General features: G+C 67.8%; 6 protein-coding genes. 4 read left to right on the forward strand and 2 right to left on the reverse strand.

Annotated elements, in window-relative coordinates; all coding sequences use genetic code 11:
- Positions 1 to 50 precede the first annotated feature (50 nt).
- Complete coding sequence (locus AC5P7R_RS04480) at positions 51 to 386, forward strand: hypothetical protein (protein ID WP_021202281.1); 336 nt, start codon at positions 51 to 53, stop codon at positions 384 to 386.
- 90 nt (positions 387 to 476) lie between these two features.
- Here the strand turns inward: AC5P7R_RS04480 and AC5P7R_RS04485 are convergent, their stop codons facing one another.
- Positions 477 to 926 (reverse strand): general secretion pathway protein, encoded by a 450-nt coding sequence (locus tag AC5P7R_RS04485; RefSeq protein ID WP_031269449.1) that lies wholly within the window; start codon positions 924 to 926, stop codon positions 477 to 479.
- 115 nt (positions 927 to 1,041) lie between these two features.
- Here AC5P7R_RS04485 and gspH point away from each other — a divergent pair, with 115 nt between their 5' ends.
- From gspH to AC5P7R_RS04500, 3 genes are read left to right on the forward strand one after another with little or no spacing between them, the layout of a single operon-like run.
- A complete protein-coding gene (gene gspH / locus AC5P7R_RS04490) occupies positions 1,042 to 1,488 on the forward strand; it encodes a type II secretion system minor pseudopilin GspH (protein WP_049409494.1) in 447 nt (148 codons plus the stop codon).
- Positions 1,485 to 1,847, forward strand: coding sequence for a type II secretion system minor pseudopilin GspI (gene gspI, locus AC5P7R_RS04495; protein WP_111098538.1), 363 nt, complete (start codon positions 1,485 to 1,487; stop codon positions 1,845 to 1,847). Before gspH ends, gspI begins: the two co-directional genes overlap by 4 nt.
- On the forward strand, positions 1,844 to 2,458 hold the full coding sequence (locus AC5P7R_RS04500; RefSeq protein ID WP_134729060.1) for a prepilin-type N-terminal cleavage/methylation domain-containing protein: 615 nt from the start codon (positions 1,844 to 1,846) through the stop codon (positions 2,456 to 2,458). Before gspI ends, AC5P7R_RS04500 begins: the two co-directional genes overlap by 4 nt.
- Before the next feature lie 344 nt (positions 2,459 to 2,802).
- Here AC5P7R_RS04500 and AC5P7R_RS04505 read toward each other — a convergent pair whose 3' ends face one another.
- Positions 2,803 to 15,195 carry a filamentous hemagglutinin family protein gene (locus tag AC5P7R_RS04505; RefSeq protein WP_227853843.1) on the reverse strand — a complete coding sequence of 4,131 codons (12,393 nt, stop codon included), beginning with the start codon at positions 15,193 to 15,195 and terminating at the stop codon, positions 2,803 to 2,805.
- Between the last annotated feature and the right edge of the window lie 45 nt (positions 15,196 to 15,240).

The raw sequence follows: 15,240 nt of genomic DNA on the forward strand, positions 1-15,240 counted from the left end.
CTCGCCACACGTCTTCATTGCAGAACGTCGGTTGTCGCAGGAGATTAGAGATGAGTGAGCCGTTGAAGGCGGGCGTTCGCCCTGCCCTCGCCCTTGCCTTGTTGCTGGCGTTGCCATCGGCCTGGGCCGAAGAGGCGAAGAAGCAGGACGATGCCGCGCCGTGCATCGAAGTACAGGTCAACGGCGAGCGCATTCCGGCCTGGGACTGCCTGCAGCGCAAACTTGCGCCGGCATCGAAAACGGCGAAATCACCGGCGCTGCCGGAGGCCGAACGCCTGATGCGGCAGCCTGGCAACCAACTGATGCAGTACAACCTGGAAGGCACACGACAGCGCATGGGCGATGCGTTCGGGCGCTCGGTGGTGCCGCAGCGACCTGCGCGCTGAGCCAGCGCCTTTGTAGAGCCGAGCCCATGCTCGGCTGTCTTTACATTCATCGGCGATGCCGCGCAGGCGCAGCCGAGCGTAGGCTCGGCTCTACGGTGCCGCGGGCACGATGCCATCGGTCGGTACCGGCGGCAGCTCGGGCACCGGGAGGCTACGCGATTGCCCGGCCTGGTTCAGTTCCACCGCGCTGGCACTGATGCTGGCCAGCACCGTGCAGGGTCCGAGCCGTTGGCCGGGCGCATACGCTTCCGCCGGGCGTCCATCGACCGAGAGCAGGGCCAATGGCGCATGGTCACCGGCCATCACGCCCAGCACCACCACCTCGGTCTGCACTGCACCGGGGGACAGCAGCCGCACCAGCGGCAGGCTGGCCACTGCATCGAACATCGGCCGTACCGGCGCCACGGCCTTCGCCTCACTGGCCGCGGCCGCTGGCGCCACGGCAGACAGGGTGACACTCCAATAGGCCACCACGGCCAGCAGCAGCGTCGCCGCCAGCAGGGTCAGTATGCGATTGCGATCCCAGCGCCTGCCATCCATGTTCCGCACCACCGCCACGTTCGTGTCCGCCTACGCTAGCAGCTGTGGCTGACGCTTTTGTTTCATCATGCCGGCCTACGCTGGCAGGTATCGACCCGGACAGGAGGCAACGTCGATGCAGCGCGTGCCGCGTGGTTTCACCCTGCTGGAACTGATGGTGGTGCTGGTGATCATCGGCATCTGCACGGCCGGAATCGGGCTGGGCCTGGGCAGCCTGCTCGACCCGGGCCGGCAGCTGCGACAGGAAGCCGAGCGGTTGGCGCAGCGCCTGCAGGTGGCGCGCGATGAGGCGCGCATCGATGGCCGCCCCCTGCGTTGGCAGGCCGACGCCAACGGCTATCGTTTCAGCCGCCGCGAAGGCAGCGGTTGGGTGACCGTTGAACACGATGATCTGCTGCGTCCGCAGAAGTGGCAGGCAACCGGCATTGCGGTGCAGCCCGCCAACCCCATTGAGCTGAGCCCGGAGTGGATCGGTATCGCCTGGGAGCTTGGCTTGTCGCTGGATGGTCGCAAACTGCGTCTTCGTGATGATGGCAGCGGACAGTTGCAGGTCGTGCAATGAAGCAGGCGGCACGCGGATTCACCCTGATCGAAGTGCTGATCGCATTGGCGATCGTATCGATTGCACTGGCGGCGGTGATGCGCTCGGTGGCAGTGGCGACCGACGATCAGTCACGGCTGCGTGACCGTCGCCTGGCACTGTTGTGTGCGCAGGATCGCTGGCAGGAACTGCGTCTGAGCGGACAGGCACCGCAGGATGACCGGCAGCGCTGCGTGCAGGGGCGCAGCAGCTTCCTGGTGCTTCAGCATCTGGGCACGGGCAGCGACGGCCAGCCGCAGCTGGAGCTGAGTGTGGTTGCCGAAGATGCACCCCGGCAGTCGCTGGCGCGGATGCAGTTGCCATGGACGGCGGCGCAATGACGCGCGCCGTGCGCGGTTTCACCCTGATCGAGGTGATGATTGCGATCACCATCATGGGCGTACTGGCGCTGATCTGCTGGCGGGCGCTCGACAGCGTGGCCAACAGCAATCAGCGCCTGCGCCAGGCCGATGCCGAGACCACGACGGCGCTGCGCGTGCTGCAGCAGTTCCAGCGTGATATCGAAATGCGCGCAGACGATGCGTTGATGAATGGCGCAGTGCGGCCGGCCGATCAACCGCAGCGGTTGCTACCGCCGTCGCTGGTGAGCGAGCGGCACCCGGATGGGAGCTTCGCGCTGGAGATCACCCGCAGTGTCGGCAGCGATGGGCTGCACTGGCAACGGGTACGCTGGTGGCGGCAGGGAAGTACGCTTTGGCGGGCCAGCGGCGCAGCGACGGATCGGTATCCCCTGCCGGCGCCGGATCTGTCGAAGGGCATTGCCGTGGCGCGCGAGGTACAGCGGTTCGAGGTGTGGGCATGGCAGTCCGGTGCCGGCTGGGCGCCGTTGCCGAGCGAAGGCGAAGTGCTGCCGGCCACCGGGCTGGAACTGCGGCTGGGCCTGCGTGATGGGCGTGGGCCGTTGAGTTACCGGCGCGTGCTGGAGCTGTAGGATTCTTCCCAGGCAAAGCATCCACGCACGGCGTGGATCTACGGTGGGTGCCGACCGTGCCTTGGTGGGTGCCGACCGTTGGTCGGCATTGTTGTTGGCTCCGGAATCCGCGCATTGCATGGATCCCCCCGCCTGCCGCCGGGCACTCTCCTGCACCCGGCGGCGTTGTGTCGGTGGTCCTCACCGCTGATGGCCGTTCCCTGCCCTCCGTGCCGTCCTGGCTGGGGCCGCCACCGCTCCTTGGCGGCTGGCCCGATGCTGTCCGTTCTTCCGGCCCGATCGCATCCACGCATGGCGTGGATCTACCTTGGTGCCGACCGTTGATCGGCACCGTTGCAAGAGGCCTACCGGCGCTGCGTGCCCTCGTCGCGACTTGCCTGCGGGAACTGGAAGGCACTGTTGGCGTCATAGCCAGCGTTGGCAGTATTGCCACGCGCCGGCGGGTTGATGCTGCTGGTGCCGCTGCCGAAACCGAGGATCTGCACGCTGATCACCGATGGCTGGTTGCGCCGCGCATCATCCTGGCTCTTGCGCATCACATCCTGTGCCGCCTGGCTGGCGCTGTTGGCTGCTGCACTGGCCGAGGCCAGCGCGTTGACGTTCACCGTGGCCAGCACGGGCAGGCCCTTGCTTTCACCCTGTACCTGGATGTTGGCGGCGTTGAGCACCTGCAGCGCGGCCAGGTTGATGTTGCCCGAGACGCGGATGCCAGCTTCGCCCGCATCGATGGTGCCCAGCGGCGCGATCAGGTCGACATCGCCCGGCCGCACTTCGGCAATGGGGTTCAACGTTGCGATGCCTGCACCACTGGCCGGGGCCTGCGGCGACAGGAGCACATTGCCCCAGCCGTCATAGACGCGGCGCGGTGGCGTGTACAACAAGGTGGTCTGCGAACCACGGCCGGCATTGATGTCACCCTGCTCCGACCAGGCCAGGATGTCACCGCCGAACGTTGTCATCACCCGCGACAGGCCCAGCAGCACGCTGTCCTGGCTGAACAGCCGGATGTCACCCTGCCCCTGGGTCACCAGCCCGGCACTGGCCGGCGGCACCACGCCCTGCACACCCACCACGATCTGTCCGCCCGGCGCCATCAGCTCGATGTTGCCGCCGGCTTCGGTACGCACGCCGGAGCCTCCGTACAACAGGATGTCGCCGGTACGGTCGATGGCCGTTCCGGCAGCGTCCTTGTCCGGCATCAGCGTGGCGATGGCCTCGCGGCCGCGCAGGTAAGAACCAACGCGTGGCCCATTCCGATCATTGTACTCGCGCCCACCTTCACGCAGTTCGGCGTAGTAGACCTGGCGCAGGAAGATGCGCTGCTGTTCCTTCGGCAGCCGGTCGAATGCCGCCAGGGCCTCGGCGCCACCAACCGCCAGACCGAAGCGCTGCTGCAGCCACTCCCTCAACTCCTTGTCGTAGATCTTCACCGCCTTGCCCGGTTGCGCAGCCAACGACTGCGAGGGATCGGCGAGGTTGGCCGGATCCAGGTAGCGCGTGCGCAGTGCATCGAAATCAATGGCCTGATTGCCCGCCGTCAAGGCAATGCTTGCGCCCGGGCGCGTATCGCCCTGCACGATGCCGCCCAGGCTGACGATGCTTCCTGCCTCTTCCTGGCGCAGCTGGCGACCGGCGCTGACCTCGACATTGCCCGGGCCGGCCACCGTCAGATTGCTGCGGATGATGTCCCGGCCCGCCTCGATCCCGCTGATATCGGTTCCGCGGGTGTTGAGCGCGGTGACATCGGCGCTGATGACATCGCGGCCGGCGCGCAGCCGTACCGCCGAGCCCGCCTCAAACCAGTCAAATACGGTACGTCCGCCATTCTGGCCATTGCGCGAGAGCTGCCGCCTGCTGCCGCTGCCCAGCCCGATGATATCGCCGGCCACGGCATAGAACCGGCTGACCGCCGTCGGCGTAGCCGACAACGACGCACCAAGCGCGGTATTGGGACCGAACGCGAAATACGGCAGCACGGTGTCAGGGCTGGCGGCGTTCCCATCGACGGATACATTGCTGCGCACCGTTCCCGCGTTTCCGGGCCCCTGCGCGATGAAGCCGGGATCGAACGGACCAGGGATGCGGGCATCACTGCTGGAGCGCGCGATCTGTGTCGCTCGGTTGGCGGCCAGGATCGATCCTCCCGCCAGCACCTCCAGCCGTCCCGACGCCGAGGGCGCCAGCAGGATGACGTCCTGGGCATCAGGCACACTGCCGCTGCGCAGATTGGCGAGATTGATGTTGCCCGAGGCTGCAATGGCGGTGAACCGGGAGGGATACAACCAGTAGTTGAGATAGATGTCGCCATTGCTGGCGTTGATTTCGACCACCTCCCTGGCCTGATTGCTGCCGCTCGCATGCTGCGTGCCCACCAGGCCCGGCGACAGATTCCCGCCGGCGGAGAACAGGTCCAGCGCGGTGCGCGGCGTCCATAGCGAGAACCAGCTCGTGCCAGACGCGCGGCTGCCATCATCCAGCACGATCGTGTTGAAATTGGCCACGGGAACCCGGCCTGGATCGGCGGCACTACCCAGCACCACGTCGCCGCGCGCCTGCAACTGCGCGGTTGAGTCGCCCAGCACCAGCACCGGTCCGGCCATCGCAACCGGGCTGTCGGCCACCAGCGGATCCTTCAGGCCCAGTTGCCCATAGCTGGCCTGGACTGTACTGAGGCCACCAATGCGCGCAGCGTCGATGCGGGTATTGCCACGAACATTGGTCACCACGCCATTGACGTCCAGGTCCTGCTGATCCGATGTGCTGCCACGACTGCTGGCACGCAGGCCCGGATTCAGTGCACCCCCGCTGCGCAGGGCCATGTCACCACCGCCGGTGACATGCAACTGGCCATCGACCACGCGCCCGGTTGATCCGACCGCGACCGAAAGCGCACTCGAATGCGGCGAGATCTCGTATCCCAGCGCGTTGCCCATGCTGTCCAGCATGCCCATATGGCGGCCTGCGTCCAGGCTCAGATTGCCGCCCCCCAACGTCCCGAACCCGGTAAAGCCCACCAGGCGGGGGGTTGCATCCAGTTCGGGCCTCACCGTGCTGTAGGTTCCGAAATTGATCCACCAACTGGTCGGCGTCTGCACGACACCGCCGGTGGTGCCCGTTCCCTGCCGCCACAACCAGTTGCCCACCGCTGCGCTTGAGTGGCCAGCCTGGTCGCGCTGGACCGTGCCCGATTCCGCGCGGAAGCTCCATGTATCGCCGATGATGTCGCGCCCCGCCTCGATGCGCAGATTGCCGCCCTGGTCCGGATACCACGCCTGATAGCTGGCGAGGGCCGCGTCGTAGGCCCCGGAGGCCTGGGTCGAACCAAGCAGCAAGGTGTTCTCCGGCTTCGGCGCACGCGCCGCGTTGAAGCGCGGATCGCTGCCATCACCCAGATGGGTGGGCGTACCTGCGGTGTAGACACCGAAGCCGGATTTCATGCGCACGTCCTGCGCCGCCAGCAGCGCCAGGTCTCCCTTGCCGGTACGCAACACGCTCCAGGCCGGCGAGCCCAGGCGCTTGCCGTAGGTAGTGACTTCGGTAAGCGTGCCGCCGCCGTAGCAGTAACCGGTGACTGCACAGATATCTTCCTCGGACATGCCCATCTCGGCGCCAAGTTCCGACGCAGGCCTGCCGACCCAGGACTCGTCCCCCCACCACATCAGCGAACCCTCCTTGTCCACCAGGCGCGGCGCCGCGCCGCAGAACGGTCCCAGTTCACAGATGTCACCTTCGGCGACACCCAGCATTTCAGCCGCCTCCCGGGGCGACTTGCCGACCAGACTGTCGTCCCCCCACCAGAACAGCGAACCTTCCAGGTTGACGACACGATCGCCTTTCCATTCCGTCGTGGTGGTCACTGTACCGATGGTGCTGTAGTGGCTGTCGGCGAGCACGATGCTGCCGTCACTGCCCCAGCGACGCGTGCGCGGATCGGCAGACGCTGTATCTGCACCAGCCACCGCAGTCAGGTCCCATGACGTGGTCCCTTCGGGCAACATCGAGGCCAACGCCCAATTGCGCCCCTGTCGGCCGCTGGCGTCGGCCACCCGCAGCTTCACCGGAGCGTCGCCGGCCAGTTCCACCTTGGTCATCGAGGGGATGATGGCACCGGCGTGCAGATCCAGCGCGCCGGAGAGCCGCATCACCATCGGCAACGCCACTCCGGCAGGCCAGACCTGGGCCGCCACCGGTGCCGGACTGCGCAGGCGGAAGCCGGCGCCCAGCCGTGCGCCTGCCTGAAGGGTGAGCGCCTGGGCCAGCACGGTGCCTGCTGCCAGCACCTGGCCGCCATCGGTGGTCACCGCCGCCCCCAGCACACTGCCGGCGGGCAGCGTGAGCTCTGCGGAAAGTGTCATGGCCACCGGCAGCACCGTACCCGACGGCAATGTCAGCGCCTGGAACGGCAGGTCGTAATTCAGTGTCGCACCGGCGCGGAACTCAGTGCCGATCTGGAGCTTGACGCCCTCGCCGGGCACGATCAGATCGCCACCAAATGCGGTGTTCGGCGAGCCCGCGCTCCGCCCTTCCAACAGCACCCAGCCGTCCTCATCCGGGTTGGCAGGCGGCGGTGCGAAACCGTCGTTGATGCTGCCGTAGACGTTGATATCGCCCTCGGCGCGCAGCACGAGCGCGGCCGATTCACCGAAGCCACGGCGCGCTGGATCAGTCCGGTTCGACTGCGGTCCGTAGCGGTAGCCGGACAGATCGATATCACCGGCCACCACCAGGTCGCCACGCGGATTGTCACTGCTGCTCCGCGCCACCAGCTGCACGCCGGGACGCAGGCGGTAGCTGCCCAGGGCGGCGGTGCGCTGCTGCAATCCCGTATTGGCCAGCGCGGCGTTCATCCACAGGCTGTTGTCCGGGTCCACCACCGTATCCAGCCATTGCTGGTTGATCACCTGCGGACGATGGCCGTGCACGTCTGGAGCGCTGGCCAGCGGCGCCGAATCGTAGCTGCGGAAGGCGTTGACCTGGAGGTCGCCGGCGCCGGCAATACGGATGCCGCTGGCCACTTCGATTGCTGCATCGTTGCTGCCCACGCGGGGCACGTTGAGCTTGACGCTGCCGCGTGCGCGGCCGTCGTTCTGGCCCGGGCCGCTACCGGTCGCCACCGACGTACCGGCGCGCAGGTCCATCGAGGAAGCCGCACCCAGCTGCAGGCTGCCGTTGGCCGAGGTCAGTTCAATCATGGCCCGGTTCGGGCTGTCGATGATCTTGCCGTAGCTGTCCACGCGCAGGCCGCTGCCATGCGCGTCCAATGTGCCATCGATACGCAGCACGTCGCGGGCGGACAGGCGGATGCTGCCGACCTGTTCGCCACTGGCATCAACGCGGCCATTGACCTGCAGGCTGCCGCCATCGACGCTGATATCAACGTTTCGGGCCTTCACCTCATCGCCGATCACCAGGTCGCCTTCACTCAACTGGAAGGTCCGGCCACCGGTGATGCCACCGGCGGTAAGCCGAGCGTTCAGGCCGGAGAAGTCCTGCAACCGGCGTGCACGCACCACCAGCTCGCCACCGTCATAGGGCACTTCGGTTCCACCGGCATCGTAGCGACCGCTGGCGCCGCCCAGCAGGGTCCCGGCCAGATCGATACGGCCGCCCTGCGGGCCCAGCGCAGCAACGGTCAGGCGGCCGCCGCGGTTGTTGCGGGCGGAAAGATCGATACGCGACCCGGCGTCGGCAACGATGTCACCTTCGCGGCTCGTCAGCGCCACGTCGCCACCCCAGCTGTACTTGTCCACGTCGAACAGGCTGACCTTGCGGCCGGCCATGTCAAGCACCGCGTTGCTGCCAAGCGTCATGCCCTGGCGGGCATTGGCTTCGAACCGGCCGGACGCCAGCGCCACGCGGCTGTCGATGCCGATCCGTTCGGCCGTGATCGACAACTCTGCACCCAACGCATCGCTGCCCGTGGTCGCCGCAGCACCGCGCAGCTGCACCGTTCCTCCATTGCGGATGGCCAGCTGCGCACCCGCGTTGCCGGTCAGCAGCGGGGTGACGATATCCAGCGCGCCGCCATTCAACTGCCAGCCGCTGCCTGCCCCGTAGTCGCCCTGGCGCTGGAAGACGTCCAGGCTGCCCTTGCCGGAGAACAGCATGCGATCCGACGCCGCCAGCGTTACGCCGGCGAAGCCGAGCACCTGGCGATCTGCGGCCACCGTCGAGCTGGACCGGGTGAAGGGCGCACGCCCCAGCTCCAGCACCCGCGTATTGATCTCCAGCTGCCCTTGGCCAAGCCGGCCCACCATCGCCTCGCCGGCTGGTTGGGTCTGCTCACCGCCGGCCAATGCGGTGCCGGCCAGCGTACCGTCCCAGACCAGCGTATCGGCGTAGATGCGCGCGCGGTCGGTAGCGCTGCCGTAGCCGTGAATGGCAGGGGCACCCAGCACCAGACTGCGTAGACTGCTGCGGCCGGTCGCACTGTCACGCGTATCCAGGTCCACGCTGCCGAACACATTGATGGCATCGCGCGCGGTCAGGCTGAGCGCCTCCAGCGCCGGCGCGCCGGTGGCGGTGTTTCCGCGCAGTAATCGCTGCAGTACCTCCTGGTTCATGGTCATGCCGGCCGGCAGGCCACCAGCTGCCGCTGCCGTCGCAATGGCTTCGGCACTACCGAGGTTGAGGGCCGACATGCCCAGGCCGAGCTGGCGCGTGCCATAGCTCACTGCGTCGCCAATGTTCAAGGCGCCGTCGGTGACCACATTGATGCTGCCTGCCGACAGCAACCGGGTCTGGCCACTGCAGTCCACCTCGCATCCGCCGATGTCGATCGCCACCGGACCGGCGGCACTGCCGCCCTGCGCACTGAGCGCCGTCAAGCGCTGGTTGGACACGGCAAGCAGGCCGCCCGACACCAGATAGGGCGCCGTGGGCTGCGCCACGCGCGAGGGATCGGCTGCGGCCAAGGTATCGATCGAAGCGCCCTGCTCGACCAGGATCCCCTTGCCCCCGAACGCAGCCGACAGCAGCACTTCCTGCGCCGTCAGGGTGACGCCGTTGCGCACCACGATGTGCTGCGCGCTGCCCTCCAGCGAATACGTCGTCGCGTCACGTCGCAGCACGCCGCCGATCAGCATCGTTTCCGGGCGGAACGCATTGAGCGCCGAATCGAAGAGGGTGGCACCGCTTCCACTGCCGGCACTAACGCCCTGGGTGGCAATCTCCAGCATCGCCTCATTGGAAGCGAGCAGATTGACCGAAAGCGTGCCGCCCCGTCCGTCATTGCTGCCGGCGTTGAAGCGTGACACGCCCTGGAAGATCGCGGCTGGCACGCTCGAACGTCCGGCGCCATCACCCAGCACCAGGTTGAGGTTGCCGGCATCCGTTGGCCGCCAGCGCAGCGCTTCACCACGCCGCTCGGCCACGCCCTGTACGAACGCGCTGTAGGAGGTCTCGTTGTAGCTGGCATGGCGGCGCACCACATCCGCCGGCGTCAGCACCAGATCAGTGAGCAGCGATGAGACTCCACCCCCCAGGCTCTGCGCCTGGTGTCCACTGACGCGCCAGGAACCGGTGCCGGTCGCCACTGGCTGTCGGCTGCCGACGGCGCTTTCAGCCCCGACTTCGACGCGGAATGCGCCCTTCTGCAGTGCGTAGCTGGCCGGCAGCAGCGTGTAGGTTCCCGCCGGTAGGCCTGGAACCCCGGCAGGGATGACAATCTGCTGGCCAACGCGCGGATCGGCGCTGCCGTCAGCGAGCGCCTGCGGCGCCTGCGTGCCCGAGCGTCCCGGCATGATCGCGTAGACCGCATTGTCACTGCCGCTGAAGCGGTAGCGCGGGTTCGCATCCGCCAGCGCATGCCGCAGGACGTCCACCGAGCCACCCCGTCCGGCCACGAATGCAGCGCCGGACAGCTCGCCGCCGCCGGACATGTCCAGCACGCTGCCCGCCACGCCATTGAAGGCGTTGGCCACGATGTCGATACCGATCGGGATGTTGTTCGAGCCGGGGCCCAGCACATCGAAGTCGGCACCGTTGCGGCGCCAGCCAACACCATCCACGGTGCCGCCAAACGGCAGCTGCAGGCCCGCTCCGCTCACCGACGTCACACTGCCTGCAAGCAGGTCGACGCGGCCGGCGACATCGGCGTTGAACTTCCGGCCGCCGAGCTGCACATGGCCCCACGGCACCTGCACATTGCCGCCCTGCACCACCGTCGCCGCCACCAGCTCCAGGCTTCCGAACGCAGAATCCGGTGCCGGTTGCGCGCCGCCTGCAATGCCATGAATGCGCAGCACGGCGTCGGGGTTCTGCCAGAACGGCTCGCCTGAAGGTCCGATGTCGGGGACGCCGGCCACGATGCGTCCCTTGGCCCGGGCTGCCGGGTACAGGCGTGCGGCGCTGATGTCGATAGACCCCGGGCTTGCCAGCGTGGAGACCAGCGAACTGCTGGCGACCGGGGCCAGCAAGCGGATGTCACCGCGGCTGCGCAGCGCGACCTGATCAAAGCCCGCCAGCCAGGTCACATCGCGCAGGTCGATCAGATCGGCGCCCACCTCCAGGCGATGCTGCCGGCCGGCGTCGAGGGGCGCCTCCAGCGGGCGCAACGTGCCTTCGCCGGCCGGTTGCCACCAGCGGCCCTGCGCAAGGCGGACATACGGCGCGGCCAGTTGCAGGTGCCCGCCCTCGCTGCCACCCGGGACGAAGCCGAGGTAACGCTCGTTCGAGCCCTGGATGCGCAGGCTCTGGTCCATGCGCAGATTGACATCCCCCTGCGCACGGATGTCACCGAACAGGGCCAGATGATCGAAACCACCGGCCTCGATCTGCTCCACCGACAGTGCCGCATGGCCGTACTCAAGGCGTGCAGGCAGGTCCGCCGTCTGCGCGGCGTGCTGGGTCAGTGAGATCATCCGCGGTGCCAGCACGTCCTTGCCGTCTGCCGTCCTGCCGTAGGTGCCACCACCGAAGGCAACCCCCAGGGTGCCGCCGCGCGCGCCGTCGCCGCCGGCCGCTGCGTTCAGTTCACCCTGCAGGTACAGGGAATTGCCGCTGCGCAGCACGATGCTGCCGCCATCGCTGTCCACGCGGGTGCGCCCGCTGCCATCGATATCGAGCAGCGCCGACGCACCGGAGGCATCCAGGCGCGCCCCACGCTCCACCACCACGAAGGTATCGGGTGGCAGGTGGCGTACGTTGTCCTGGTCTTCCCAGTCCAGCGCGCCCCCGATCTCGATCGTTCCGCCCTTGCGCACCTGCCCGCGCAACGTCCCGCGCGCGTCGCGCAGCGAAACGGTATCGCCACTCACGTCCAGCAGCGCGCCATCGGCGATCGTCCACTGGCGCTCGCGGCGTGCATCACCACGTACACCGGATGGATCGAACGCCTCATCCAGGCGGATGCGGCCGCCGGCTGCCCTCAGATGACCGGCCACGCTCAGGTTGCCGGCGCTGGACAGTTCGATCGACTGGCCCGGGTCGACCTCGATCCTGGCCCCCTTGCCAACGCGCAGGTCGGCCGTGGACAGCAGATGCCCCGCGCGCAGTGTCAGGCTCGCGCCGCCACGCTGCGCCACGCGACCACTGCTCGGATCGGCCTCGTACAACGATGGCATCCAGGCCTGCACGCCCTGCTCGCGGACCAGAGCCTGTGCTGCGCCGTCGGCCAAGCGCAGCGCAGGTCGTTGCACCTGCAGCGGGGTGCCCTCTTCAACCGTCAAACCGTTGTGACCGGCGATGTCATAGCCGGCGAAGCCGCTGTTGAACAGCGCTGCCTGCAATCGCAGCGAGGCTGCCGATGCTTCCGTGCCAGGCACGCCGATGGACACCGCACCGCCGGTTGCCAATATGAAGTTGCCGCTGCCATTGCCGAGCGCGCTGAAGCGCGCGCCCTCGCCGAAGCCCAGCCGGCCGCTGCCGTCGGTGGCGACCTCGGTGCTGGCCGCGAGCAGACTGACGCTGCCGCCCTTGCCGACGCGCCCCTTGCCGTTGGCATCGATCGCACCGCCGGCATCAACCAGAATCGCTGCTGCCTGGCCCACGTCGATATCGTGGCTGCTGTTGAAGCGCACCTGCCCGCCGTCGATCCACGCCTGTGCGGGACCGCCCTCCGGCGCTGCAAGCGCGTTGCTCCAGCCACCGCCAAGATCGATCCGCGCGCCGGCCGCGACATCCACCGCACCACGTCCGGACGTCAGCAATGCCGTGGGCCCGCCAAGCGCCGCAAGCAGATTTCCGGCTTCCACCTGCCCGCCGGCAATCTGCACCGTTCCACCGAAGCTGACGCGGCTTGCGGTGAGCCCAAGCCGGCCGCCCTCCTGCAACCTGAGCGTGCCATCGAGGTCGATACGGCCGGCCGAAGCGAGGTCCACCTGCCCCCATCGCTGGGCGCTCAGCACCTCACTGTCCAACCACACGGTATTGCGCTGTGCTTCCCCGACCGGCGCCTGCAGCGTCCACGGCCGGGGATCGGCCTTGAGCGCTCCAATGCGGACATTCGAGTCGAACACCGCGCTGCGCCCGCTGTTGTCAAAACGCCCGAGCCACAGCTGGGCGTTGCGGGCCACCGCCGTCTGTGCCTGCGCATAGCCCTCCTGCCCCTGATCGGGCCGGCGCGTCTGCTGTGCGCCCTGGAAGGCCAACGTATCCACCTGGCCCTCCAGGACGGCCGTGGGCGCCGAGATCAACAGGCGGCCAGCATCGCGTCCCACGGTGTAGCCATTGTCGAAGCGCTGGCCCGGGGCAACCAGCGGATTGCGGAACGATTCGGTCACCCCCCAACGTTCCTGCTTCACTTCATAGCCCTGGTACAGGCCCTCGTACAGCATCTCCGCCGGCGCGTCGTCAAGGCGGTACAACTGGCCATCGCGGCCACGCAGCCAGCTCTGCTGCACCACGCCGGACTGCACATCCAGGCTGCCACCGGCCAGATTGATGTGCGAACCGGCGTGGCTGACGACTTCCTTGCCTGCCAACTGGACGGTGCCGCCCTGCGCTGCCCATTCGCTGATCGAATGCCCCTGATTGTCCAGATAGCCACCCACTTCCAGCAGGCCGCCGCCGGCATACCAGCGCGTGCCTTCATAGCCACCGGTACCGGCGGCAACTTCGGTCAACTGGCGGCGGTCGATCCACACCTCGCTGCTGATCAGCTTGCCGCTGTCACGATTGTCCGGCGAGTCGCGCAGCTCGTTGCCCTGCACCTTCACCTTGACGTTGTTGCTTTCCATCGCCACCTGCACACCCACCGCACCGGAGACGTCCACGCGCGCGCCATCATCCAGATAGCTGCGCCGGCTGGCGTCGGCGATCACCTGGCCGCCGGTGGCCACTGCCAGCGAGCCGGCCTGGAAGTTCACATCGCCGCCGGACACGACTTCGATGCGCGATTGCTCGCGGCGGTCCTGCAGGCGCGAGAGATTATCGAAGGTGCCACTGTTGCTGGAACCACGCAGCTTGTCCTGCTCGGCCGATTCCTTGATGAGCGCGTTGCGCTGGCTGTCCAGCGCCGTGCTCTTGCCATCGTCCTCCAGCAGTACTGCCGTGGTCGAGCCGGCGGCCAGAGTCACGCTGCCGGCCGCATCGGACGCCGAGTTCAACAGGTGCACCGTACCGCGCTGGTTCAACGTGGTGGTAGCAACGGCCACTCCAGCCTGCTCGACGGTGCGGCCGGCCAGCGTGACATCGCCTTCGCGCGCCTGGATCAGACCACTGTTGCGAACACTGCCCGCCGTGCTGTCAGCGACGAAGCGCGGGGCAATCTCATTGCCGCGGGTGGTGGACGCGGTGTTCTGGGCGGTTCCCACGCCGCGACGGATCACGAAACTGTCACCGGCGGCCAGCTGGGCCTGTCCCTTGCGGGTTTCAATCTGGCCCGCGTTTTCCACGCTGTGGCCAGCCAGCAGCACATGACCGCCGCCCCGTGTAGCCGTGGTCGGTTCGTGCGTGGTGATGCGCGCACCGCGTTCGACCATGACCTTGCCCACGGCGTCGGTCAGCGCCGAGGTGTTCGCGTCGGCAGTGTACAGGCCCTGCTCGCGGAACTGCGCATCGCTGATGCGCGCCGCCGCCGCGACCAGATTGCGGACATTGACCTGGCTGTTGTTGCCGAATACCACACCGTTGCGATTGGCCACGAACACCGTGCCATCGGCCTTCAGCTGGCCGAGAATCTGGCTGGGTCTTGCAGCGGGATCATTGACCCGGTTCAACACGGCCCAGTCGGGGTTCTGCAGGAAGTTCAGCGTGGTGTTGCCACCAATGTTGAAGGTCTCCCAGTTCAGGATCGCCTGGTCGGCGGTCTGCTCGATGTTGACCAGCACCCGCCCCTCGGCGGTCTGCGACTGGATGGCCTCACGGGCGTTGATCCAGCCTCGGGTCAGCGGATTCTCGTCGACCTTCAGGCCATCCTTGCCCAGGCCATCGGCCACTACGAAACCCGCCTCGCGGCGCGCCTGCCGTGCCTGCTCCTGCAGGCGCTGCTGCAGGGCGATGGCCTGCGCGGCCGTGCCGAGGTTGTCGATCGACTGCTGCAGCTTCTGCCGTGCCGCATCCTGCTGCTGCGCGGGCAGCTGGAACTGGATCGGCACGCCGTTGGGCATGCGCCCGCTCTGTGCCGCCGCGCCCTGCGCCGCACCGCGCTCGGCGAACCAGCCGGGGCTGAACGCCTGTTGGGCCTGAGTGGCCGGAGCCACTACGCTGCCCAGGGCCACTGCGACGGCCCAGGCCATCGGGTGGCTGCGCCACAGGGCAGCAGGGAAACGGGCGGTGGGCGAATGCGGGTGGGACATCGGGGACCTCGTCAACCTGATGGGCCGCGTCGGCCGCGGCGTGTG

The organism is Stenotrophomonas sp. YJH_SMC_27 (assembly GCF_059369815.1).

Bases quoted from the DNA above. Each gene is read 5' to 3' on its own strand.
- gspI (WP_111098538.1), top strand. From the start codon at position 1,485: ATGAAGCAGGCGGCACGCGGATTCACCCTGATCGAAGTGCTGATCGCA.
- AC5P7R_RS04485 (WP_031269449.1), bottom strand. From the start codon at position 926: ATGGATGGCAGGCGCTGGGATCGCAATCGCATACTGACCCTGCTGGCG.
- AC5P7R_RS04480 (WP_021202281.1), top strand. From the start codon at position 51: ATGAGTGAGCCGTTGAAGGCGGGCGTTCGCCCTGCCCTCGCCCTTGCC.
- AC5P7R_RS04500 (WP_134729060.1), top strand. From the start codon at position 1,844: ATGACGCGCGCCGTGCGCGGTTTCACCCTGATCGAGGTGATGATTGCG.
- AC5P7R_RS04505 (WP_227853843.1), bottom strand. From the start codon at position 15,195: ATGTCCCACCCGCATTCGCCCACCGCCCGTTTCCCTGCTGCCCTGTGG.
- gspH (WP_049409494.1), top strand. From the start codon at position 1,042: ATGCAGCGCGTGCCGCGTGGTTTCACCCTGCTGGAACTGATGGTGGTG.